Origin of the sequence: Weissella viridescens (assembly GCF_001437355.1) — a bacterium.
Taxonomy (GTDB): domain Bacteria; phylum Bacillota; class Bacilli; order Lactobacillales; family Lactobacillaceae; genus Weissella; species Weissella viridescens.
On sequence record NZ_JQBM01000002.1, the window covers coordinates 77,204 to 100,905 of the forward strand.

The 23,702-nt window shown below is 42.1% G+C and carries 26 protein-coding genes and 4 tRNA genes; 29 read left to right on the forward strand and 1 reads right to left on the reverse strand.

Annotation, left to right across the window (positions count from 1 at the left end):
• Positions 1-3: 3 nt before the first annotated feature.
• The 15 genes from IV50_RS02920 to IV50_RS02990 all read left to right on the forward strand — a co-directional run bounded on the left by IV50_RS02920 (position 4) and on the right by IV50_RS02990 (position 13,480).
• The gene (locus IV50_RS02920) at positions 4-1,455 is read left to right on the forward strand and encodes an o-succinylbenzoate--CoA ligase (protein ID WP_057744852.1); all 1,452 of its coding nucleotides are present in this window, start codon (positions 4-6) and stop codon (positions 1,453-1,455) included.
• 306 nt (positions 1,456-1,761) lie between these two features.
• On the forward strand, positions 1,762-2,457 hold the full coding sequence (locus IV50_RS02925) for a response regulator transcription factor (protein ID WP_057744855.1): 696 nt from the start codon (positions 1,762-1,764) through the stop codon (positions 2,455-2,457).
• A gap of 8 nt (positions 2,458-2,465) precedes the next feature.
• On the forward strand, positions 2,466-3,713 hold the full coding sequence (locus IV50_RS02930) for a sensor histidine kinase (protein ID WP_057744858.1): 1,248 nt from the start codon (positions 2,466-2,468) through the stop codon (positions 3,711-3,713).
• Between the two features lie 51 nt (positions 3,714-3,764).
• The gene (gene mutY / locus IV50_RS02935; RefSeq protein WP_057744861.1) at positions 3,765-4,868 is read left to right on the forward strand and encodes an A/G-specific adenine glycosylase; all 1,104 of its coding nucleotides are present in this window, start codon (positions 3,765-3,767) and stop codon (positions 4,866-4,868) included.
• 124 nt (positions 4,869-4,992) lie between these two features.
• Positions 4,993-5,712: a 16S rRNA (guanine(527)-N(7))-methyltransferase RsmG gene (gene rsmG / locus IV50_RS02940; protein ID WP_057744864.1), complete on the forward strand. Its 720-nt coding sequence runs from the start codon at positions 4,993-4,995 to the stop codon at positions 5,710-5,712.
• 19 nt (positions 5,713-5,731) lie between these two features.
• Positions 5,732-6,502, forward strand: coding sequence for a ParA family protein (locus tag IV50_RS02945; protein ID WP_057744867.1), 771 nt, complete (start codon positions 5,732-5,734; stop codon positions 6,500-6,502).
• Entirely contained in the window at positions 6,489-7,379 is an 891-nt protein-coding gene (locus IV50_RS02950; RefSeq protein WP_057744870.1) for a ParB/RepB/Spo0J family partition protein, read from the forward strand. Before IV50_RS02945 ends, IV50_RS02950 begins: the two co-directional genes overlap by 14 nt.
• Positions 7,380-7,396: 17 nt before the next feature.
• A complete protein-coding gene (locus tag IV50_RS02955) occupies positions 7,397-7,585 on the forward strand; it encodes a DUF951 domain-containing protein (RefSeq protein ID WP_057744873.1) in 189 nt (62 codons plus the stop codon).
• 21 nt (positions 7,586-7,606) lie between these two features.
• On the forward strand, positions 7,607-8,710 hold the full coding sequence (gene ychF / locus IV50_RS02960; RefSeq protein WP_057744876.1) for a redox-regulated ATPase YchF: 1,104 nt from the start codon (positions 7,607-7,609) through the stop codon (positions 8,708-8,710).
• An 11-nt stretch (positions 8,711-8,721) separates the two neighbouring features.
• Positions 8,722-9,465 carry a DUF1129 family protein gene (locus IV50_RS02965; protein ID WP_057744878.1) on the forward strand — a complete coding sequence of 248 codons (744 nt, stop codon included), beginning with the start codon at positions 8,722-8,724 and terminating at the stop codon, positions 9,463-9,465.
• A gap of 48 nt (positions 9,466-9,513) precedes the next feature.
• Positions 9,514-10,203, forward strand: a complete 690-nt coding sequence (locus IV50_RS02970) for a response regulator transcription factor (protein ID WP_057744882.1) — start codon at positions 9,514-9,516, stop codon at positions 10,201-10,203.
• 18 nt (positions 10,204-10,221) lie between these two features.
• Entirely contained in the window at positions 10,222-11,343 is a 1,122-nt protein-coding gene (locus IV50_RS02975; protein WP_057744885.1) for a sensor histidine kinase, read from the forward strand.
• 145 nt (positions 11,344-11,488) lie between these two features.
• Entirely contained in the window at positions 11,489-12,712 is a 1,224-nt protein-coding gene (locus IV50_RS02980) for an MDR family MFS transporter (protein WP_233119703.1), read from the forward strand.
• A 113-nt stretch (positions 12,713-12,825) separates the two neighbouring features.
• Positions 12,826-13,035 (forward strand): helix-turn-helix transcriptional regulator, encoded by a 210-nt coding sequence (locus IV50_RS02985; protein ID WP_201781738.1) that lies wholly within the window; start codon positions 12,826-12,828, stop codon positions 13,033-13,035.
• A complete protein-coding gene (locus tag IV50_RS02990) occupies positions 13,028-13,480 on the forward strand; it encodes a DUF6773 family protein (RefSeq protein WP_057744893.1) in 453 nt (150 codons plus the stop codon). The genes IV50_RS02985 and IV50_RS02990 overlap by 8 nt, the downstream gene beginning before the upstream one ends.
• Positions 13,481-13,535: 55 nt before the next feature.
• Here IV50_RS02990 and IV50_RS02995 read toward each other — a convergent pair whose 3' ends face one another.
• Positions 13,536-15,035: a peptide MFS transporter gene (locus tag IV50_RS02995; RefSeq protein ID WP_057744896.1), complete on the reverse strand. Its 1,500-nt coding sequence runs from the start codon at positions 15,033-15,035 to the stop codon at positions 13,536-13,538.
• A 144-nt stretch (positions 15,036-15,179) separates the two neighbouring features.
• On the opposite strand from IV50_RS02995, the gene IV50_RS03000 reads away from it, so the two are divergent.
• The 14 genes from IV50_RS03000 (at position 15,180) to IV50_RS03065 (ending at position 23,685) form a co-directional block, all read left to right on the forward strand.
• Positions 15,180-15,992 carry a metallophosphoesterase gene (locus IV50_RS03000; RefSeq protein WP_057744899.1) on the forward strand — a complete coding sequence of 271 codons (813 nt, stop codon included), beginning with the start codon at positions 15,180-15,182 and terminating at the stop codon, positions 15,990-15,992.
• A 67-nt stretch (positions 15,993-16,059) separates the two neighbouring features.
• A tRNA-Tyr gene (locus IV50_RS03005) sits at positions 16,060-16,142 on the forward strand.
• 10 nt (positions 16,143-16,152) lie between these two features.
• Positions 16,153-16,224, forward strand: a tRNA-Gln gene (locus tag IV50_RS03010).
• Between the two features lie 131 nt (positions 16,225-16,355).
• Positions 16,356-16,901 (forward strand): PadR family transcriptional regulator, encoded by a 546-nt coding sequence (locus tag IV50_RS03015; protein WP_057744901.1) that lies wholly within the window; start codon positions 16,356-16,358, stop codon positions 16,899-16,901.
• A 6-nt stretch (positions 16,902-16,907) separates the two neighbouring features.
• The gene (locus IV50_RS03020) at positions 16,908-18,464 is read left to right on the forward strand and encodes an MFS transporter (protein WP_057744904.1); all 1,557 of its coding nucleotides are present in this window, start codon (positions 16,908-16,910) and stop codon (positions 18,462-18,464) included.
• A gap of 52 nt (positions 18,465-18,516) precedes the next feature.
• Positions 18,517-18,599 (forward strand) — tRNA-Tyr (locus IV50_RS03025).
• 8 nt (positions 18,600-18,607) lie between these two features.
• Positions 18,608-18,679: transfer RNA gene (locus IV50_RS03030), tRNA-Gln, on the forward strand.
• Positions 18,680-18,759: 80 nt separating this feature from the next.
• A complete protein-coding gene (locus tag IV50_RS03035) occupies positions 18,760-19,488 on the forward strand; it encodes a DUF975 family protein (RefSeq protein WP_057744907.1) in 729 nt (242 codons plus the stop codon).
• A gap of 71 nt (positions 19,489-19,559) precedes the next feature.
• Positions 19,560-20,357: a hypothetical protein gene (locus IV50_RS03040; RefSeq protein WP_057744910.1), complete on the forward strand. Its 798-nt coding sequence runs from the start codon at positions 19,560-19,562 to the stop codon at positions 20,355-20,357.
• Positions 20,350-20,793, forward strand: a complete 444-nt coding sequence (locus IV50_RS03045; protein ID WP_057744913.1) for a SprT family protein — start codon at positions 20,350-20,352, stop codon at positions 20,791-20,793. The genes IV50_RS03040 and IV50_RS03045 overlap by 8 nt, the downstream gene beginning before the upstream one ends.
• A gap of 59 nt (positions 20,794-20,852) precedes the next feature.
• Positions 20,853-21,320, forward strand: coding sequence for a MarR family transcriptional regulator (locus IV50_RS03050; protein ID WP_057744917.1), 468 nt, complete (start codon positions 20,853-20,855; stop codon positions 21,318-21,320).
• Complete coding sequence (locus tag IV50_RS03055; protein ID WP_057744920.1) at positions 21,313-22,218, forward strand: metal ABC transporter solute-binding protein, Zn/Mn family; 906 nt, start codon at positions 21,313-21,315, stop codon at positions 22,216-22,218. Before IV50_RS03050 ends, IV50_RS03055 begins: the two co-directional genes overlap by 8 nt.
• A complete protein-coding gene (locus tag IV50_RS03060; protein WP_057744924.1) occupies positions 22,218-22,907 on the forward strand; it encodes a metal ABC transporter ATP-binding protein in 690 nt (229 codons plus the stop codon). Before IV50_RS03055 ends, IV50_RS03060 begins: the two co-directional genes overlap by 1 nt.
• Positions 22,900-23,685 (forward strand): metal ABC transporter permease, encoded by a 786-nt coding sequence (locus IV50_RS03065; protein ID WP_057744927.1) that lies wholly within the window; start codon positions 22,900-22,902, stop codon positions 23,683-23,685. Before IV50_RS03060 ends, IV50_RS03065 begins: the two co-directional genes overlap by 8 nt.
• The last annotated feature ends 17 nt before the right edge of the window (positions 23,686-23,702 follow it).

Genomic DNA, 23,702 nt, shown 5'->3' on the forward strand with positions numbered 1-23,702 from the left:
ACCATGCAGAATTGGCTACAAAAACGTGTTGCGTTAACACCAACGCGAACGGCGGTGCGTTTTAATGGCATAAGCTTGTCGTTTCAAGAATTAAATACGGCTGTATTATCTTTAGCAGGAAAATTGGCCCGGGTTTTGGATGATAACCCACGTGTTGCAGTATTAATGTCAAATACATTGTTGGGGTACGAAATGATTTTGGCACTCCAGCAATTAGGTCGCGAAATTGTCCTTTTGAATTATCGCTTGGCGCCAGCTGAATTAGCTTTTCAAATAGAAGATGTGGAGATTACGCAAGTTGTCCAGGCTGATACGTATACCGGACAACTAGACGTGGTACAACAAGTAACGTTTGATTACGTTCAGTCACAAGCCCCACAGATGGTTGAACCAGTTGCTGAATTTGCTTTAGATCAAGTAACGACTATCATGTATACCTCTGGCACGACTGGGAAACCAAAAGGGGTCGAACAAACCTACGGTAATCATTTTTATTCGGCAGTTGGCTCAATGTTAAATTTGGGGCTCACAGCATCTGATACATGGGTGGCAGCCGTACCGATTTTTCATATCAGCGGATTTTCGATTATGATGCGTTCCTTAATTTATGGTATGACGGTACAACTGTATGAGCGGTTTGATGCAACGGTTATCAACCAAGACATTATGGCAGGGGATATCACAACTATTTCTGTTGTGCCGACGATGCTTAAAGATTTACTAGAAGCCTTACCAAGTGGGCAATGTTACCCAGAAACATTTCGAACAATGTTATTAGGTGGAGGACCGGCAGATTTGGCAACATTACGCCATGCGCAATCAGTTAATGTTGAAGTTGTGCAGTCATATGGTATGACGGAAACTGCTTCACAAATTATTGCATTAGATCCAACCGATGCAATTTCAAAAATGGGTTCGGTTGGTAAGCCGCTTTTTCCTGTTGAATTAAAGCTGGCCCATGCGAATGAAAATGGTGTTGGTCGCGTTCAAGTTAAATCACCAACTTTAACCGTTGGGTATGTTCGCCAGCCAGCTAAATTTGCGGATGCATTTGAAGATGGTTGGTTTGACACTGGTGACATGGGATATTTGGATGATGATGGGTATCTCTACTTAGTTGGTCGTGAAGGTGATATGATTTCATCTGGTGGTGAGAACATTTTTCCAGATGAAGTTGAGGCGATGTATCGTGAAATGCCAGAAATCAAAGAAATTGGTGTAGTTGGTGTACCAGATGAAAAGTGGGGTGCCGTACCAGTTGCAGTGGTTGAATTGGTGGATGGAGCTGATGTTTCAGCGACCGATTTATTAGCTTATGGACGTGAACATATTGCACACTATAAGGTGCCTAAAGCGTTCTACCGCCTAAGCAAACCGTGGCCAAGGACAGCGAGCGGCAAGCTACAACGGTATCAATTGCAGCAATTTATCGTAGCTACTGAGAAAATTAATTGATTTTTTTGCCATCAGAATAGATGGTGTTATAATAGAGATATTCTAGGAAAGGGGGTGATACGATTTGAGTAATGTAGAATTACAACAGATCGTGTCGCCCTTGTAGAGGAAACAAGGGCGACACGATCTGTTAAAAGACAGAGGTGTCTGTGGTAGTGATATCACAGTCCGGATGCGTTGATTATTTATAATCAACGCATTTTTTTTAAAACTTAAAGCCTAGATAAAGCTGATTACCTTAAACTGGCGATACAAGATAAGTGAACTTAAATAAAAGATGAGTAAATTCAAGAAATGAGGCTAGCAATGGCAGGAGATACAATTAAATTACTAGTTGTGGAAGATGATTATGCATTAAACGATACGGTTCGTGACACAATTAGTGAACTAGGTGATGTGACACAAGTGCATGACGGAGACGAAGGACTATTTGAGATTGAATCAGGTGTTTATGACGCCGTTATTTTAGATGTGATGCTTCCGGGTGTCGATGGCTTTACGATTCTAAAAAAGGCCAAGGAAGAATTTCCTAATTTGCCAATCTTAATGCTAACTGCAAAGGGTGAATTAGCTGATAAGATGCAAGGCTTTGATATGGGGGCTGACGAGTACATTACTAAGCCTTTTTATAAAGAAGAGTTATTGGCACGTTTGAAGACCCTTTTGCGTCATACCGGTGTTTTGGGTCAAGATGGTGCTTTGGAAGTTGGAAATATTCAAGTATTCGTTGACCAACACAAGGTATTGATTGACGGTAAAGAAGTGAGCTTACAGGGACGTGAGTTTGGTCTTTTGGTTTATCTGATGCAACACGTGGGACAGATTGTGACGAAGGATCAAATTTTTGATCGCTTATGGGGCTTTGACTCAGATACATCACTTACTGTGGTTGAAGTTTACATGAGTAATTTGCGTAAGAACTTACGTAAGGCAAATGCATCAGTCAATATTAAAACGCTCCGTAACGTTGGTTATACTCTTTCAGCGGCGGATGAAGATTAGAGGTTTGCATGCGAAACAACAAACATCAGACGGCGTATGCACCATATCAAGCGCCTAACTTTGAAAAACTGAAGTTGCCTAAGCCACTTCAGAAAATTCGTGAAGATTTGACTCAGCAAGAAAAAATGACGATTTTGATGGTTTTTGGGTTTACCATGGTCTTCGCATTCATTAGTTTGTTTTCAGTTAGTCAATTTAAGGAATTGATGTATGATTCGCCAAAATCTCGGGTAGAACAGACGTTTAATCCGAACCCAAATCCACAAAAACGACTCGATCCAGCACCAGTTATGGATTATACGAGTACCGTGGAACAAGTTTTAAAAATTAAGTCTGGGTCCAAAGTAACGGAGCGTGAATTTAATGGACGTTGGTATTTCTTTGAGCGACAAGGAGATAAATTGGCTTATCTCGACATCACTAAAGAGCATGAAATTCTTGAGAATGTTTCACGGCGATTGCTATGGATTTTTGGTTTAGCTGAAATTGCCTTACTCTTGTTATCAATGATGCTGACGCGTTCAAATATGCGCCCGATTATGCGTTCTTGGAAGCAACAACGCCGATTCGTGGCCGATGCCGCTCATGAATTTAAAACACCTATGACGGTTATTCAAAATGACTTGGAACGGATGCTTGAACATCCACAAGATACAGTAATGGATCAAGTTGAAAATGTCGCGGGTGCGCTCACTGAAGTTCGGCACTTGAATAATTTAATCGGTGATATGTTGACGCTCGCACAATCAGATGCAGATGTACCAATGTTTAAATTTGATGATTTTGATTTAGCGGAAACCGTGCATGAAGTCGGTGATATTTTTAAATTCAGTGCGGAAGAACGTGATCAAAAGCTTGAAATTAACGTTCCGGAAACATTGCCGATGTACGGTGATGAACAACGCATTCGGCAATTATTAATTATCCTGATTGATAATGCGCAGAAGTATGCTGGACCAGACAGTGTTGTCACTGTCAAAGCCGAGCAGAAAAACAACTCAATTAAGCTATCAGTTTCTGACACAGGTAGTGGTGTTACTGATGATCAGAAGAAGCATTTGTTTGATCGATTCTATCGTGTTGATAAAGCTCGATCTCGTTCTAGTGGTGGTCATGGATTGGGGCTTTCAATTGCGAAGTGGGTTGTACAAGGACATCATGGTACAATTCAAGTAGTTGATACTGTTCCACATGGAACAACGTTTAATATTGTCCTACCTAAAACGGCAAGAACGCGAAATGGTAAAGAAAAGTAGCGCGCAAAACGCTACTTTTTTAATGTTTAAAATAAGGCGGAAAAATAAAAAATGATTGATATGTGGGATGATGAAAAAATTCATGCGTTTCAAAAAACACTCTTAAAATGGTATGACGAAGCTGGACGCAGTACGCTGCCCTGGCGTGCAGATCACAGCCCGTATCGGGTTTGGGTTTCAGAAATCATGCTGCAACAAACACAAGTGAGTACGGTTATTCCATATTTCAATCGATTCATGCAGGCTTTTCCAACGGTGGACGACTTAGCGAAAGCTCCAGAAGCAGACTTATTGAAAGCATGGGAAGGGCTTGGCTATTACTCACGAGTACGTAACATGCAAAAGGCAGCCCAACAAATTGTGAATGACTTTGATGGTGCCTGGCCCAATACCATGCAGACCTTGGAAGCGCTGAAGGGTGTGGGGCCGTATACTGCGGCTGCCATTGCTAGTATTGCTTTTAATGAGCCGGTAGCGGCGATTGATGGGAATGCTTTTCGTGTGTTTGCCCGCTTGTTTGAAATCGATGCAGACATCGCCCAACCAGCGACACGAAAATTGTTTTTTGAGCTTGGAAACCAAATTATTGATCAGGAGCGTCCAGGTGATTTTAATCAAGCCATTATGGACTTAGGTTCGTCGTATATGTCGGCCAAAAATTCTGACCCAGCGCATTCACCGGTGCGTGAATTTGATGCGTCTTATCAGAATGGTACAACTGATTTGTACCCGGTGAAATCAAAAGCAAAGAAGGCTAAGCCTGTTCATTATGCGGCCATGGTGATTAAAAACGATGATACTTATCTGTGGGAAAAACGGCCGGAAATCGGCCTACTCGCCAATTTTTGGACCGTCCCGCTTTTTAACATTGATGATTTTGTGAACGACCGCGATGTTAATTGGTCAGAAACCGAGATTCAGAATGCTCTTGAGAAACAGTTGTTTGAACAATATGGCGTGAAGGTCGACCTAACGAAACGCAACCTCGCACCAATTACGCATATTTACACACACCAAAAATGGTTTGTGTCGGTCTTTGAGGGGACAGTCGTTCAAGATCAGGTACCCAAGCAAGGTGAGTGGAAAACGATGACTGACCTAAATCGCGATCCACAACCTAAAATTCAAGAAAAAATTTGGAAAAAACTATCCTAACAGCTTTTAGCGTAAGAATTATGTTTCACATGAAACATAATTCTTTTTTTATGCGACAGAAGTGTTGATAACATAGGCATTTTGCGCTATTCTTTTAGTATTGGAATCAGTTTGGAGAAATGAAATGAACCCTGAAGAATTTACGGCGGCTTTACGTCAAAATGGTGTGGACTTAGATGACCACCAAATCGAACAATTTAATAAATATTACGAGCGTTTAGTTGCGGTAAACGAGCACATGAACTTGACGGCAATTACTGATCAAGATGAGGTGTATTTAAAGCACTTTTACGACTCATTAACGTTGGCGTTTGCGTACCCTAAACTTCAGGATCAACCATTGAACATGATTGATGTTGGGGCTGGGGCTGGTTTCCCATCGTTACCCCTTAAGATTGTGTTCCCACAATTGAAAATCACGATTATTGACTCATTGAATAAGCGAATTAATTTTTTAAGTGAGTTAGTACAAGAATTGGGACTTGAGGACGTAACAATTGTCCATGCACGTGCTGAAGAGTTTGGCGGTAAGAATAGCCCTGAACGTGAAATGTACGATGTCGCTACGGCGCGTGCATTAGCGCGTCTAAATGTGCTCGGCGAACTAACATTACCATTTGTTAAGGAACACGGTGTGTTACTCGCAATGAAGGGTAGCCAAGCGCAAGATGAAGTTGAACAGGCCAAGCAGGCGATTAATACATTGGGTGGTAAAATTCAATCAGAAATCGATGTGACGTTACCAAATGGTGACCCACGTACCGTGATTGTGATTGAAAAGGTTCGTAAGACACCTAAGAAGTATCCACGCAAGCCTGGTGATCCAGTAAGAAAACCATTATAGGCAAAGAAAGGATGATTTGATGGGACACGTTATTGCATTAGCAAATCAAAAAGGTGGGGTTGGTAAAACAACGACCACGGTTAACCTAGGGGCGTCATTGGCAACGCTGGGGAAAAAGGTGTTACTCATTGATACGGATGCGCAAGGTAATGCGACGTCTGGATCAGGCATCCAAAAATCAACAATTGAACGTGACGTTTACGATGTTTTAGTAAATGAAATGCCAATTGAAGATGCAATCTTACCAACGGCACATCCAGACATGGATATTGTGCCAGCTACGATTCGTTTGGCTGGAGCTGAGCTAGAGTTAGCACCAGTGATGGCGCGTGAACTTCGCCTAAAGCAAGCCGTTGAAGGTGTTCGAGATAAGTATGACTATATTTTGATCGACAACCCACCTTCGTTAGGTTTGGTGACAATCAATACATTCTCAGCTGCAGATTCAATTTTGATTCCGGTCCAAGCAGAATATTATGCTTTGGAAGGATTGGGACAATTGATGAATAACATGCAACTTGTGCAACAACACTTCAATCCTGATTTGGAAATTGAAGGCGTTTTATTGACAATGGTTGATACCCGTACCAACTTAGCCAATGAAGTTGTCGATAGCGTTCGGGATTATTTTGGTAGTGAAGTTTACGAAACAAATATTCCACGAAACGTTCGTCTGTCTGAGGCACCATCACATGGTTTGCCAATTATTGATTATGATAATAAGTCACGTGGTGCAGAAGTCTACCTAGATTTGGCAAAGGAGGTCTTGGCAGCTCATGGCGACAAGTAAGAAGAAGTCTATTTTAGGTGACGGTGGCGGATTAGGTGCGCTCTTTGCGGATCAGGGTCTTGATACTTCAGTTAGCAATGAAGATGCTGTACGTGAACTATCAGTGACGTCGATTGTAGCCAATCCGTTCCAACCACGCCACATTTTTAATGCTGAAGCTCTACAGGACTTAACGGCATCAATTAAAGAAAATGGTGTTTTACAACCGATTATTGTGCGCCATAGCCCTAAAGACAGTCAAAAGTATGAGATTCTGGCTGGTGAACGCCGTTGGCGTGCATCACAATCAGCAGGGTTGGAAAACATTCCAGCAATTGTTCGTAAGTATACGGATGAACAAATGTTGCAAGCTTCTATTTTGGAGAATCTGCAACGTGAGGATTTGACCCCGCTTGAAGAAGCACAAGCGTACCGCGACATGATGACTGCGTTGAATCTAACGCAAGAACAAGTTGCAAAACGTCTAGGAAAAGCGCGGTCAGCGGTAGCTAACTTACTTCGTTTATTAAACTTGCCAGATGAAGTTAAAGATATGGTGGACGCGGGTGATTTATCAATGGGTCAAGCGCGAACATTGCTTGGTTTGCATAATAAGCGTCGAATCGTACCGGTCGCGAAACGCGTTGTTCGTGAAGGCATGACCGTACGACAAGTTGAGCAATTGGTAAATAAGTTAAATGAACAAGCCGAACCAACCCCTAAAACTGACGAAAAATCAGCCTATCTGGCTGAGACACAATCGGCTTTAGAAAATAAATTTGGCACTAAGGTAAATGTTACCCGTAACCGTAAAGGGGCTGGGAAAATTGAAATTTCATATTTGTCAGACGACGACTTAAATCGGATTTTTGATGTATTAGATATTTCATTAGATTAATCTGAAGGAGAGCGACGATGTACGAATTAAATGATATTGTCGAAATGCGTAAAGGACACCCTTGTGGTGCCAACGCTTGGAAAATTGTGCGCATGGGGGCAGATATGAAAGTTGTCTGCCAAGGTTGTCAGCGCCAAGTGACGTTGACGCGTCATGATTTTGACAAGCGCCTTAAGCGCGTTTTAGAAAAAGCAAACGAAGACTAAAAGAAAAAGAGGGATTAAAAAATGGCTTTAACAGCAGGAATCGTCGGCTTGCCAAACGTTGGTAAGTCAACACTATTTAACGCGATTACTAAAGCAGGGGCGGAAATGGCCAACTATCCTTTCGCCACAATCGAGCCTAACGTCGGAATGGTTGAAGTGCCAGATGATCGTTTGGCACGAATTCAAGAACTAGTACCAGCTGACAAGTTGGTACCAACGACTTTTGAATTTACTGACATTGCCGGAATCGTTAAGGGTGCATCACAAGGTGAAGGACTTGGAAACAAGTTTTTGGAAAACATTCGTCAAGTGAACGCGATTGTACACGTTGTCCGTGCTTTTGATGATGATGACATTACTCACGTGACAGGTGTTGTTGATCCGATTGCGGATATTGAAACAATCAACACAGAATTAGTTTTGGCTGATTTGGAAGCGGTTGATAAGCGCTACGCAAAGGTAGAAAAGATGGCGAAGTCAGCAAAGGACAAGAATGCCGTTGCTGAATTTGAAGTTTTGGAAAAGCTAAAGCCAGCTTTGGAAGCTGGTAAGCCCGCCCGTTCATTGGATTGGAACGAAGAAGAGCAAAAGATTGTCCAAAGCTTATTCTTGTTGACTTCAAAGCCAGTGCTTTACGTAGCAAATGTGGCCGAAGATGACATGGCTGATCCAACTTCTGGTGAGTATTACCAACAAGTGGCTGAGTACGCAGCAAAGGATCATGCTGAAGTGATTGGAATTTCAGCTCGTGCCGAGGAAGAAATTGCTGAAATGGATGACGCAGATAAACAAGAGTTTATGGAATTGCAAGGTATTACAGAGCCTGGTTTGAATCGTTTGATTCGTACGGCATATCACTTGCTTGACTTGCGTACATTCTTTACAGCTGGTGGTAAGGAAACGCGTGCCTGGACGTTTAAGGCCGGCATGAAAGCACCTCAAGCAGCTGGTGTTATTCACTCAGACTTCGAACGTGGATTCATCCGTGCTGAAACAGTTGCTTTTGACGACTTGGATCAACTTGGTTCAATGAAGGCAGTTAAGGAAGCTGGAAAGCGTCGTTCAGAAGGTAAGGAATATGTTGTCCAAGATGGTGACATCATGGAATTCCTATTCAACGTATAGTGGAGAAAAAAATGACTGAAAATAAAAATGAAAACCAAGCAGTACCAGCATTAAAAACACACGCTGAGTTAGCTGAAAGTGGTTTAACGAAACGTAATCAAGAATTTATGTGGCAAGTGCAATCTGCTGCCAATGATGAGCAAATCAATGCCGGTTTAGTTGCTGAAATTGAATCTAATTTGTTAGAAGCCCAAAAGTCAGGAGCAACTGCTAAGCAAATTTACGGTACACCTGAAAATGCCTTGGGAATTAAGACAAAAGAAGTGCGACAAAGTAACTCTGCCCAACAGGCATCAATTAACTATGCGGCCAACGGTTTCTGGAAGATTGCCGTGGATAACAGTTTCGTCTTCTTCATGATGTTCAGTTTGATGTTCGGAATTATGTTGCTCTTTAGTGCTAAGCAAGTAACTGCATCAGGTCAAAATGTTGGACAATTAGGTGTAACAGCTTTGATTTTGACATCAATTACGGGTGGTGTGTTCTTTGCAGGATGGACCATGCTTATGGCACCAAATGCAGATGGACAACTTCGTGGTGTCATTGTACGAATTTTGGGTTCATTGGCTATTTTTGCAGCGTGGTTCGGTTGCTACATGGGCTTTGGTTTCCTACCAGCAGTGATTAACCCACTCTTGCCAGGTTGGATTTACTTGGTACTTGCTGGACTTTCATTCTTGGGATTCCAATGGTGGCGTCGCAAGACTGGTATGCAAGGTGGTTTCTTAGGTGGTGCTGGTAAAGCGCGCAAGTAATGTACGGCCATGATGGCGTACCGTCAACCTGGAATAGGGGTGAATTGAATGAAAATATTGATTGTTGATGATGATCATGAAATTGCAGAATTACTAGAAATTTACGTTAAGAACGAAGGTTATGAACCAATTTCAGCTGACAATGGTAAGGATGCCTTGAAAAAGTTGCGGACAAATCCAGATGTTGGGTTGGTAATCTTAGATATTATGATGCCTGAAATGGATGGGACAGAAGTAGTGAAGGAGATTCGTAAAGATAATCCAATTCCAATTTTGTTGCTTTCAGCTAAGTCAGGAGCAATGGATAAGATTCAAGGCTTGATTCAAGGGGCGGATGATTACGTTACGAAGCCATTTAATCCATTGGAAGTGATGGCACGTGTGCGTGCGCTTTTGCGTCGTTCGCAAAACGGTATGCAACAAGAAGCACCGGAAATTCTTGATATTGGACCTTTGACGATCAATAAAGACAGCCATGAAGTGAAAACAGCTGATGGTGTTGAAGTTAATTTGACGGCCTTGGAATTTGGTATTCTTTATCTTTTGGCATCGCATCCAAACCGTGTCTTTAGTGCAGATGATATCTTCGAACGTGTTTGGCAACAAGAATCGGTTGTTTCAGCTAAAACGGTCATGGTGCACGTTTCGCACTTGCGAGATAAGCTAGAAGAAGCAACTGGCGGTAATCAAGTTGTCCAAACCGTTTGGGGTGTGGGCTACAAGATTGAAGTCTTATAAGAAAAAAGGAAATTAGGGATGAAACATAATACTTTAGAGTGGGTAATTTTTACCCTTAAGAGTGTCGTTTCGGCCCTATTTTTTGTGTTCGCCTTTTATGGTGCGATGGGCTTGTGGCTACTAACGCAGCAAACAACCATCAATCAAGCAGCGCTCGCTGGTATTTGGACGCAACATACGCTTGCGGCCGTTATCGGGGGTCTCGTTGCGCTAGGTGGTTGGCTGATGTCAGTGCGCTATTTCCATACCCAATTGCAATTAACAACATTAACGCAAGCGGTAAATGAACTAGGCATGCAGGTTAAGAACGCAAAAGATATGGACGAAAATCCAGCAGTTAACGAACTGCGGTTAGGTCGACGCCTACGCCCAATGGCGAAAAGTGTGGATGACCTCTATACAGCTGCGCAAAATGCGATGGAAGAGGAACGCGACATTGAACGTTCTAAGGATGAGATGATTACGAATGTATCGCACGATTTGCGAACACCATTAACATCAATTTTGGGATACCTTGGTTTAATTGTGAACGATTCACCACAAGAACTAACGGTCGAAGATGCAAAGCAATATGCAACGACCGCGTTCAGCAAGGCCCAACAAATGAAATCATTGGTAGAAGATCTATTTGACTACACGCAGGTAAAGCAAGTGGACTTCAAATTGCGTTGGGCACCGTTGGATTTAGCTGCCCTACTGCAACAATTGTCAGCTTCTTATGAACTAGAAGCAAAACAAAAGGATGTCGTGATTTCGGCGGTGACTAATCCCAAACGTATTGAAATGATTGGAGATCCGGACCAATTAGCACGTGTCTTCATGAATTTGATTAGTAATGCGTTGAAGTACGGGAAGAATGCGACATTTATTCGTTTATCAGCTAAGATTATTGAGGATGAAAATGTCGTTGAAGTTCGTGTGACCAATAATGGAGATCCGATTCCAGAAGATTCAATTGATAGGCTGTTTGATCGATTCTATCGTGTAGAAAGTTCACGTAATACTGGCACAGGTGGAACTGGGCTTGGTTTGGCGATTGTTAGTAGCGTAGTTGAAGCGCACGGTGGAACAATTGAAGTCACCTCTAACCCAGAGTTAACGAGTTTTATTATTCGTTTACCATTGCAAGAGGCTGAATAAAAGAGCATGCGCAATTGCGTATGCTTTTTTTGTGAATTCGGACATGGAATTTCCTTGGGTAAAGTCATCAGAACTGGTATAGTAAATGTTTGTACTGATAAAAGGTAAGTTAGCATCACATATAAAATAAACGCTAGGAGGTGGGATGATGCGAGAATTTATGGCATTGGATCGAAACTTAAAGTTACGAGCCTTAACGGTTTTTCTAACCGTGCTTTTGGGAAGCTCAATTGGACCAAATATGACAATTTATTATGTGCAACATTTTGGTTCATTTTGGACCGGAGTATTGCTCATGGTGGTTTCAATTGCTGGATTGATATTCGGACTATATGGGGGCCATATTGCCGATGTTATCGGACGTAAGCGGACCATTGAATATGGTCAAATTGCGATGGTAATTGGTTATGCGATTGCGATGGTGAATAACTCACCTTGGTTGGTTAATCCTTTCGTGACCTTTTTTGGCTTTTTGCTAGCGATGATTGGTTCATCTTTGGCTGATCCTGCCGAACAAGCGATGATGATTGACTCATCAACACCACAAAATCGTCGCTTTGTCTTTGCGTTAATTTATTGGATTTTAAACATCGGAGTGATGATTGGCGCTGCGATTGGTGGCTGGTTCTTCCGTGATTATTTATTTGAGTTGCTGTTATTTATGACAATCGTACCAATCATTAATTACTGCATCGTTCGTTTTGGGATGACGGAAACGTTGGAACGCAGTGAACACGAACAAACAACATCAATTCTGAGCGCTTTAAAGGGGTACTGGGCCGTTTTGAAAGATCGTCGTTATCTAACCTTTGCAATGGCTTCTGTGCTTGCCTCGGTAGTTTATTTGCAACCTGACTACTATTTAGCGGCGCACTTGTCACAATCGTTCCACGAATATAACTTCTTGGGAATGGATATATATGGTCAACGGATGTTGTCATTGATGTTGGTCTTCAATACCGTGATTATTATATTTGTCATGGGTTGGGTCACCCGAGCGACCGAAAAATGGCGGTTAGTACGAGCTTTTGCGCTTGGTGTTTTGCTCCAAGGTGGGGGCTTTGCGCTTTCGTTCGTATTGCAAGACTTCTGGCCATTGATTCTCGCCACAATTATCTTCACGACTGGTGAGATGATTGGCGTACCAGCGAGTCAAACGTTACGTGCAGATATGATGAATCCTGCTAAGATTGGTGCCTATTCAGGGGTCTTCTCAGTCACGCGTCCAATAGGAGCGGTGATTGCCAGTGGGTTCGTCTCATTGTCTGCTGTCGTAAACAATTGGGGCATTGCGGCTTTGTTGATGATGGTTGTATGCTTAGCGATTTACTTGGTCGCTCGGGCAGCTAAAATGCCAGCACCGTTTTAAAAAAATAATGTGAGCCGCAGAAATGAGCTTGTTTCTGCGGTTTTTATTTCACTGCTTTGCAACATATATATTGCGCAAAGGTAGATATATTGTATAATTGGTTTGAGGGTGAAATGATGAAAAATATAGCAATGAAATTAGCGAGAACGAAAAAAGGCCTTAGTCAAGCGGAATTGGCAGATTTAGTGGGCGTGACACGACAGACCATTGGATTGATTGAAACAGGGAAATATAATCCATCAATTCGGTTATGTATTGAAATATGTGAAAATTTAGATGTAACGTTGAACGATTTATTTTGGGAGGAGAGTAATCATGGATGAACGAATAGAGGGAGAGCAGCGACGAATTACAAGTAGTGGGTTTTGGGTAGTGCTTTCTATTTTATCTATATCACTGATTATCCAAGTGAATGTACTGAAAGCTGATTTTTCACAGTATGCTGTTGAATTATTCACGATAATTTTTATGTTAGTCTATGTTGGGCTTGGCTATATTATTAAGGGAATTGAATGGGATCCTAAGCTCGCTTTAGCGAATCCGATTGTCTTTAGTTTTATTGTTGGTATTGGCGTTACTTTGCTAAATGCAATGACCAACTATTCCCGATACACTAAAGTCTATGAACAAAAGGGGCTTTCTTTATACCTTGTTGTACTTGCTTTAACTTTTGGATTTGCATTCATTGTGGCTTTAATACTTTCGATTAGCTTTAAATGCTTAATGAAATGGCGTCAAAAGAAAATTGAACAAGAACTAGATCAATAAACACAAATAAAAAAGGCTTAGCACATCATGTGCTAAGCCTTTTTTTGAACAGTGTCTACCTGACGCCGGCCATGAGTTTATTAATTTTTGGTACTAAGAATATCAATACAATTCCTAGGGCGACTGAAGCCGCACCGAATAGGAAGAAGTAGCCGACTTCGTTGGCTGGGTTGTATAAACGAACTAATTGCGCGTTTAAGGCTGAACCAGCGGCTGAAGACAAGAACCACATTGACATCATTTGTGACATGAAAGCATGTGGGGCTAACTTAGTTGTGACAGATAGACCAACAGGAGAGATTAACATCTCACCAATAATAACAAGCGCCCATGAACCAACTAGCCAAAGTGGAGAAACCTTCATTCCGGTTCCCCAAATTGCACCTGGAACGGCCATCAACAAGAATGAAGCTCCGGCGAACATAAGTCCAACTGAGAATTTCATTGGGGCTGATGGTTGGCGCTTACCCCATGCTGTCCACAACCAAGCAAAGAATGGCGTGTAAAGCATGATAAACAATGGGTTCATTGATTGGAACATGGCTGGCTTAAACCATGATAACCATGATGGTAAATCAGCATAGTTAACACGATCAGCCGCAAATGTTGCCAAAACGATTGAACCTTGTTCTTCGATTGCCCAGAATAGCACGGCGGCTAAGAACAATGGAATGTAGGCGAACACACGTGAACGTTCCAAAGTTGTAACCTTTGGGCTTGTTGACATGATAACGAAGTAAGTAATTGGTAATACAATTGCGACAACGGTTAGTAAGTTAATGTAATCGTTGATGCTGTTCCAACCCATTAAGTTCATCAAAACGATAACCAAAGCTAATGCAATAACAGCATAACCAACTTTGAAAATTAATGGACGAACTTCTTCATGTTGTAAAGGATCTGGAGCATAAAGTGAATTATCTGACAAATCCTTTTGACCGAAGTGGAATTGAATTAATCCAAATAGCATACCAACGGCAGCTAATGAGAAACCAGCGTGGAAACCAAAGCTTTGTTGCGTCCAACCAACCAAGATTGGGGCAAGGAATGAACCAACGTTAATTCCAAACACAAAGATTGAGAAACCAGAGTCACGGCGTGGATCATCTTGTTTATATAATGAACCAACCATTGAAGAAACGTTAGGCTTTAGCAACCCAGTTCCCAAAACGATTAAGGCCATGGCACTAAATAGGGCTGCTGTAGCACCAGGTAGGGCAAGGACGATGTGACCAAGCATGATCAAAACTCCACCCCAGAACACGGTGCGACGTTCACCCAGGATACGATCGGCAATGAAACCACCAAGCGTTCCGGCTAAGTAAACCATTGAAACGTAAATGGCCATAATTGAAGCCCCGGTTGCACGATCAACGTGTAACTGCCCAGCTGAAATTAGGTACCAGATATAGAACAACAGGATCGCCTTCATACCGTAGAAGCTAAAACGCTCCCACATTTCGGTCATGAAGAGCGTCCGCAAGCCACGTGGTTGACCAAAGAAAGCTGTATCTTTCTTTTGGTCGGCCAAGGCTTTTTTATCAGCAGAATCCATGATATAGACATCTCCAAACGATCAAATTTTATTTGCGTCCCTTTCCAAAGTGGGTTCACACAATAGTCAATTTTAAAGGATAAAACTAGAAACTACAAGAATAAAGTGTTATGTTAAAGTATTATATTTTAAGGGAGCGGGCGCATGGTCAAAATAGCAGCGAGTAGCGACAATCATCTTGATATCAATCGTGTTGATGTAGACCAAGTGATCCAAGCACAAGCGCAGGTACTGACAGAATTACATATAGATTACTATTTGATTGTGGGAGATGTGTCAAATCGTTTTAATCGAACGCTTAACTATGTGGATAAATTAAAAGCTGCCCTCCCAGCAACGCAGGTGTACTTTATAGCTGGAAACCATGACATGAGTCACGACATTTCTGAATCTGAACTGGAGACGTTACAACATCCAAATTACTTACATAATCAATATGTGGACTTAGTTGATACTGATTGGCGGGTGATTGGTTTAAATGGCTGGTATGATTATGGGTTTGCTCCCGCATTGTCAGAAAAAGAAGCAGCTGATTTCCATTTTGGCCGTTTTTACGATCGCAGTATCGATCAAACTGAAAGTGACCCACAACGCTTTCAACGGGCCTATGAGCAACTAAAACAGCAGTTAATGGCTGGTTATCAGGCCCATAAACAAATGCTTGTGATGACGCATTTTGTTCCCATTAGTGATGATTTACTACCGAATACAACAAAGCCACGTGAGTTAGTGAATGCCATGTTAGGTTCGCCGCGGACGGGGGCACTGCTTGAACAAGTGCCGGGTGTACGTCATGTTGTTTTTGGACACGCGCATGTAGCGTCGCCAATGCGGCAACATGGATTAGTACAATATGACAATGTGAGTTTGGGCGTGCAGCGGCGCAATGATTGGCCTGATGCGACCTTTATCCCGAGCTGGGAAAAAAGATTGAAAATTTTTGAGTTAAACGCTTGACGATGTTTGGAAATTCCTGTATATTATAAATCTGTTGAGACGCAATGTTGTTGCGAGTAAACGTCATGGGGGTTTAGCGAAGTCTGGTTAAACGCGATGGACTGTAAATCCATTCCTTCGGGTTCATAGGTTCGAATCCTATAGCCCCCATTTTTATTATTGGGATATGGCCAAGCGGTAAGGCATCGGTTTTTGGTACCGTGTATCGTTGGTTCGAATCCAACTATCCCAGCTATATAAAGCGATGAACACTTTGGTGTTTATCGCTTTTTTGTTGTTCTAAAAATCGATGGTTGACAATAGGTCTAAACGACCTATAATAGTCTTTTGTCGGATAGGTCTAAACGACACATGGAGGTTAACATGTACGATCTATTAATTTTAGGAATGTTAATGGCACATGATTACTCGGGTTACAAGCTGGGACATGTGTTAGGTGAGGTATTAGTCCCGAGACGTAAGTTATCGAATGGTGTGATTTATCCGTTATTGGATCGCTTAGAGCAAGAGGGTTATATTACTTCTGCTGAGTGTGAAATTAATGGGCGCCGCACGAAGATGATGCATATTACTGATGCGGGTCGTGAACGCTTCTATGCGTTAATGGCGCAACCTGTTGCAGAAGATGCTAAACGTGCGGATGTTTATCGCTTTAAGTTTCGCGGGTTTGGTCAGATTGGTCCGGATGAACAAAAGCACATTTTAGATGAGTACTGTCATTCTATTCAAAATGATTTGGATCACTATCGCCATGCCCAAACCAAGATGGTGCACGAGGCAGAAAAGTATCCTGATCAACAAGCGCATTATCAGTGGGCCGGCAACACTATCGTATTACAAATTGAGATGTGTGAAGCCCAACTTGCTTGGGCGAACGCACAAATAGCAGCAATTAAAGCAGAGGAGTAAGGTTAAATGACAGAAGTAAAATCAGGTAGCAGTAAGAATAAATGGATTGCCTTGATTGCCATGTCGTTGGGGGTCTTTATGGCCCTCTTAGATGTGACGGTCGTCAATGTGGCTTTGCCAACGATGGCAGTTGATTTCAACACAACTTTCAGTAACTTACAATGGGTATTGAATGCTTATACCATTGTGTTTGCTTCAATTTTGTTGATTGTTTCAAAATTGGGCGATATGTACGGTCGTAAGAAAATTTTCATGATTAGTATGGTTATTTTTGTGGTTGCCTCTGCGATTAATGGGCTAGCAACCTCACTACCAGTCTTGATTGCAGGGCGTGCCCTTCAGGCGATTGGTGGGGCCGGCTTAAATTCACTTTCGATGGCCTTGGTTGCATCAAATTTTGAAGGAAAGTCACGTGGAACCGGAATGGGAATTTTAGGTTCAGTGATTGGACTTTCAACGGCCTCTGGTCCGCTGGTTGGTGGATATTTAGTTGAGACGTTTGGTTGGCCATCAATTTTCTTTGTAAACGTGCCAATTGGTATTATTGCGTTTGCCTTGTCTTGGAAGTACGTTAAGGAAACGCCAAGCTATGGTAAGGGCCAAAAGATTGATTTTCTTGGTATGCTGCTTTCCGGAGCTGGTTTGTTTACATTAGTCTACGGATTGATTGAAAAAGAACAACACTTTAACTGGGGCTGGACAGATCCCCGTGTTATGGGGTGGTTGTTGGCCGGAGTTGTTTTGTTGGTTGTCTTTGTTCTAGTTGAACTAAAGTCAAAACACCCCATGATGAATCTCAAGTTGTTCAAGCATGTTAATTTGGTTGGGGCGACTTTTGTTGCCTTTGCTTTAGGGGCGGGTGTCTACGCCATTAATGCTTATCTTACAACTATGATGCAAAATTACATGGGCTACAGTGCCTTCAGTACTGGCGTTCATCAATTGGTTATGTCGATTTGGGCCTTGCTTCTAGGTCCAATTACGGGACGTTTAGGTAACCGATACTCAAAGCGTTGGATGATTGCTGGATTCTTGGGCTTAGGGGTCGTTGCTTACTTGGTACTAGCACTGATGATTACACCAAATATTACCTTTAATGAATTGGTTCCTGGTTTGGTGTTGCTGGGGATCTCAAATGCAATGGTTAATCCGTTGGTTAACAACGCTGGATTGGAAGGCATTGAACCTTCTGAAACCGGTATGGCGTCTGGTATTATGAATGTCTTTCGTCAATTTGGTGTGACGGTCGGAATTGTAATGCTTGGTTTGACGCAATCAAATAAGTATGAAGATTACGTCAACGGTCATTGGTCCGGTTTGAATTTACCAGTTCAAATGTCAGATGGTTTGCATGATGCTTTCACCAATGCTGGACCTTTTGCTGGACATACGATTGCCTACAACAGTCGCTTGGCAAGTTTGCCACAGATTGGTCAGTTACGAGATATGATTCTACATGCGTATAATCATAGTATGGTTGCCATCTTCATCGCAGCTGCGATCGTGATGGCAATTGGCGCCGTGGCAGCTGGATTATTAATGCGTGATTCAAAAGAAAATTAAAAAAAGGGTTGCAATCATTTAGCCAACTTGTTATTATATAAAAGTTGGTTATGGGGGTTTAGCGAAGTCTGGTTAAACGCGATGGACTGTAAATCCATTCCTTCGGGTTCATAGGTTCGAATCCTATAGCCCCCATTTATTATTGGGATATGGCCAAGCGGTAAGGCATCGGTTTTTGGTACCGTGTATCGTTGGTTCGAATCCAACTATCCCAGTAAGAAAAAGGTCGGTGAGCGATTTCGCTTACCGGCCTTTTGTTATAATTAAAAGAAAAAGTGTAGCGAAAGGACAAGCAATGCAGAGTAATCGACAAATTAAAGCAGCGGCGCGCCATCAAATCATTGGTAACTTTAGTCAATTCCAGATTGCCCTATCATTAGGTTTTGGGTTAATTATTTGGCAATTTATCTTCAGCTTGATTAATTCACGTAGTGCGCAATATCAAAATTTGATGAGCATGAGTATGAAAACCATGAGTGGGCAAACGGTTCCCTCAGATGTTTACATGCAAAATCTGCAAACGGCACTACCAGGTTTACTGGGATCTGCCTTTATTGATGCCATTATCAGTGGAATGTTAGCGATTGGTGCCAGCTGGGCGTTTGTGATGTGGCAACTAACAAAGAAACAGCCAGGACACCCTTTTAAATTAAGCCTACGTTTCTTTAGTCGAACGACCTTGAAAGATAGTGTCATCTTGATGGCGGTACGTTCAGTACTTGTCTTTGTTGGTTACATGCTCTTCGTGATTCCGGGGATTGTCATGTCATTGAACTTTGCGATGGCACCGTTTATTTACGCAGCAGATGTCCAAACTAAGCGGCCAATTCAAAGCACAACCGCTTATCTCCGTGCGTCAAGTGCGATGATGCGTGGACATCGCATGCAATTGTTGTTCTTAAACATCAGTTTTATTGGATGGATGTTAGCCAATGCGCTTACAGGTGGACTAGCTAGTATCTATGTCGTACCATATTATCAGTCAACGATGGCTCAATTCTATGTGGCACGTCACGTCAATTAGATATCGAAAAAAATATGTCATAAACCAAAAACCGATGTCGTGCATCGGTTTTTTATTTGAGGTAAATTATTATGCAGAAAAATCACCATACAGAACGATTACGCGTTGGCCGTGATGGGGATGCTTGGCAACGCGAAGCACCGGATGTATTAGATAAGCAGGCGCCAATTTTTGAACCGATTCAAGTTGTAAATCCCCACACAGAGATGAGCGTACATTTTGCGGAACACGCCGAACGTGTTCCACGTGAAACATGGTACCGGCTTATTTTGCAAGAATGTCGAAAAGTAACGCAAGCAGATATACGTATCCGCAGTATTATATTGGATCGGCACGATACATTGCATATTTTATTTGTTATGCCGGACGTTCCGGCAATGCAAGAACTTACCATTTTTGTTGGTAATTCAGTGCCTAAATTGCAACAGCATCAAATGTGGACGGGATATTATGCTTCAATCCGTGAAGTATTAAAAGTGGTACGTCAGTATTTAAGTAATCAGCGTTATCAGAGTTTCTCGTTAGGAATGTATAGCTTTTTACGGCTTAACCAGCAAGGTGTGGTAACAGATATTCAAATGCAACACAGACATTATTATTTAGGGCATGCTGAGATACCGATTGCTGAGGATGAGGCGCGTCTTTTACAAGTGCTACAACGTTATGAGTTGTTCCAACTGTCTGCAGAAGGACTGAAAATAACTGCCTTAGGGATTAGTGCGTTAAATTACTTTGCGAGATTTTATGAACGAACATTTTCGGCAAATTGGAAGACAGGTATTGTCGACTCTGATATGTCTGAACAATCAGTTAAATCAACTCAGCGAAAACAAGTTCGATTAGCACGGGAGGTTGAGAAAAATGACTGATGCAGAGCTCCAATCTTTAGTGGAAAGCATCTCAATCACTGATTTTGAACGTCCTTTCGAACATCAAGCGACGTTTAATCGACGGTTAAGAACGACAGGTGGTCGTTATTTATTAGCGACTCACAATCTTGAAATCAATCCACGGATGATGACAGATTTTGACGAAGCAACTTTGATCGGTGTAATTCAACATGAATTAATTCACTACCATCTTCACATGCAAGGGTTACCACACCAACATCGAGATCAGGCGTTCAAACAGGAATTAGCACGTACCGGTGCGTTACGGTTTGCTCCGGCCCAGCCACAAGCAGCGAAGTGGCATTACTGTTGTGCGAATGGACATGACATTTATCGTAATCGACGTATGAATGTTAAACGTTATGTTTGTGGGAAATGTCGGGCACCGTTAAAATTAATGAATCCAAATGGTTGACTAACTAATTGTTAGCGTGATATATTTTACTGGTTAATTAACCGGTAAAGGAGTTTTCGATGACAGTTAAAGAAAATGCAGCGCAAGTCGATGATTTTTTAAATCAAATTCTGTTACTCGCTGAAAATCAGCGGGAAATCCTCTTGGGATTTGAACATAAGCAAACAATTACCTTGACGCAAGGACATCTATTGATGATTTTGGCGCAAAAAGGGCCACAAACGAATGGAGAACTTGCTCAGGCATTAGCTGTTTCACCAGCTGCGGTGACAAAAGCGATGAAGATTTTGCAAAATGAGCAAAACGCAATGGTGACATTGATGCCAGATCCGGAGGACGGACGAATTAATCGATGGGCACTGACGGATACTGGACGGGCTAAAGCGACCGAGCATGCAGATGAACATCAAACAACGCAAAGCGAATACATCGCCGTACTCAATCAATTTACAGATGATGAGCAGGCTGTCGTATCGCGATTTATAACGGCCATGACAGATAAGTTAACGGGGGGCAATGATGCGTAGTCAACTAAATAAAATGCTTTTATCATTCACAGGGGCTTTAGTTTTATTTTTGATTGGGTTAGTGATTTATACTGGCCTGCAGCAAAATAAAAGTACTGATTTGGGGAATAGTCCGATTCGTGTTGTTAGTAGTTTGAATAGCTATGGTGAAATGGCGGAAGCAGTTTTGGGCAATCAAGGAGAAGTTAAGAGTGTAATGACAAATCCGGATGTTGACCCACATGATTATGAACCAACGGCAAATACAGCCAAGTTATATGAACGGGCTACAGTGACCATTTCGAATGGAGGTGGTTACGATACTTGGAGTGAACGCTTTACAAAAGCTAATAAAGATGTAAAAGCGGTTAATGTTGTTGAAATGTATCATTATCAAGAAGGACAAAATGAACATTTTTGGTATCAACCAGATGTCGTTAACCGGGTGACAAATGCTTTGGTTGATACTTATAGTGCGATTAAGCCAGATCAACGAGCTTATTTCGAACAAAATGCCAAAAATTACCAGAAGAAAATGCAAAAGGTGGATCACCTGCGGACGCAATTAAAACAGGAAATGGCTGGAAAAGGTGTTTTGGCAACAGAGCCCGTCTTTGATCCACAGCTAGAAGCTGTGGGAGCGAAGCGTTTAGATACAGCCTTTGCCCAAGCAATTGACGAAGGGAATGACCCAACGCCAGCAGCCATGTCAGAATGGCAAGGCAAGTTAAAAAATCATGAAGCAGTTGCGGTAATCGATAATACGCAGTCTTCAAGCAAACTGGTTAAGCAGGCTTTGCAAGAAGCGAAAGCGGCCGGGGTACCGATTGTACCGGTAACGGAATCGATGCCGAAGAACACGTCATATATTGATTGGCAATATAATCAATTAAAGAGTCTGCAAAAGGCGGTGCAATAATGGTAGTGCTAGAAGGAAAAGATATTGGAATTAAATTTGGCAAGCGTTGGTTATATCGCCATGTGAATTTTGAACTGAAATCACAACACGTCTTAGCTGTTATTGGGGATAATGGTGTTGGAAAAACGACTTTAATTCGCGCTATTTTGGAACAACAGAAGTTAACTGAAGGTGCGTTGACTTGGCCTGATAAAAAACCAGTAATTCGGTACGTGCCACAAGAACGGCCCGATGCGCAGGACTTTCCATTGCGTATTTCTGAATTTGTGAGTTTGAGCTTTGATCAAGGGATTCGTCCTTGGATGACGAGAGCCGAAAAAGACCAAATTCAACATATTCTTGACGATACACATTTGGTTGAGTTAGCTGATCAACGCATTGATCAAGCTTCTGGAGGTGAACGTCAACGTTCTTACTTGGCGCAAGCTTTGCTGGTAGATCCAGGTCTATTGATTTTGGATGAAGCAACGGCCAATCTTGATAATATTGCCAAGTATGAATTAATGGATGTGGTGAAGCATTATCGGGATCATCATCACCTTAGCATTATTATGATTAGTCACGATTTGGAAATTATTAAAGAATATGCGGACGATTATCTGTTACTCAAGCCTGAAGGTAGTGAGTTTGGACAGGTAAAGGATTTGGACGTGTCACAACTGGAGGTGGGAAATCAAGATCATGCTTAGTTATCCATTTATGCAAAATGCCTTTGTTGTTGGAACCTTGATTGCCATTGTCAGTGGTTTTATTGGGGTCTTTGTTGTTGCCCGTCACATGTCGTTTTTAGCGCACACTTTAAGTGAAATTGGCTTCGCCGGAGCCTCTTTTGGCCTCTTTATGGGCTGGTCGCCGCTCATTGGGATGTTGATTTTCACCATTCTCGCTTCGACGACAATTGGTGAGTTGGGGATGCAAGAAAAACGTTCTGAATCATTGATTTCGGCGGTGAGTGCGGTGGCTATTGGACTAGGAATCGCCTTCCTGGCGCTTTCACAAAAGAATGCCAGTGCAGCAACAAGTATTCTATTTGGTTCGATTTTCAGTATTAGTCATGCAAACGTCGTCCAAGTAGTGGTCTTAGCGTTGATTGTTTTGGTTGTAGGGTTACTTTGTTATCGCCCGTTGCGACATTTTGCGTTTGACTACAATACGGCTATTTTTAGCTTAAAACACGTCGTATTGATTGAAGTTCTGTTCTTAGTGCTAATGGCGATGACTGTAGCGATTTCTTCACAAGTAGTGGGGTCGTTGTTAATCTTCATCTTAATCACTTTACCAGCTAGTGCAGCGATGCGCTGGGGCCGGACTGTGTGGCAGATGGTTGGCTTATCAGTCTTGTTTGGTGTTGTCGGTGTCTGGGCTGCGTTAGTCTTATCGTATTGGACGAATGTACCAGTTTCGTTTTACATCGCCATTATCGAAGCAGGGATTTATTTTATTTCCTTGATTAAACGCGATGCGTAATTGTTAATGAAATGATA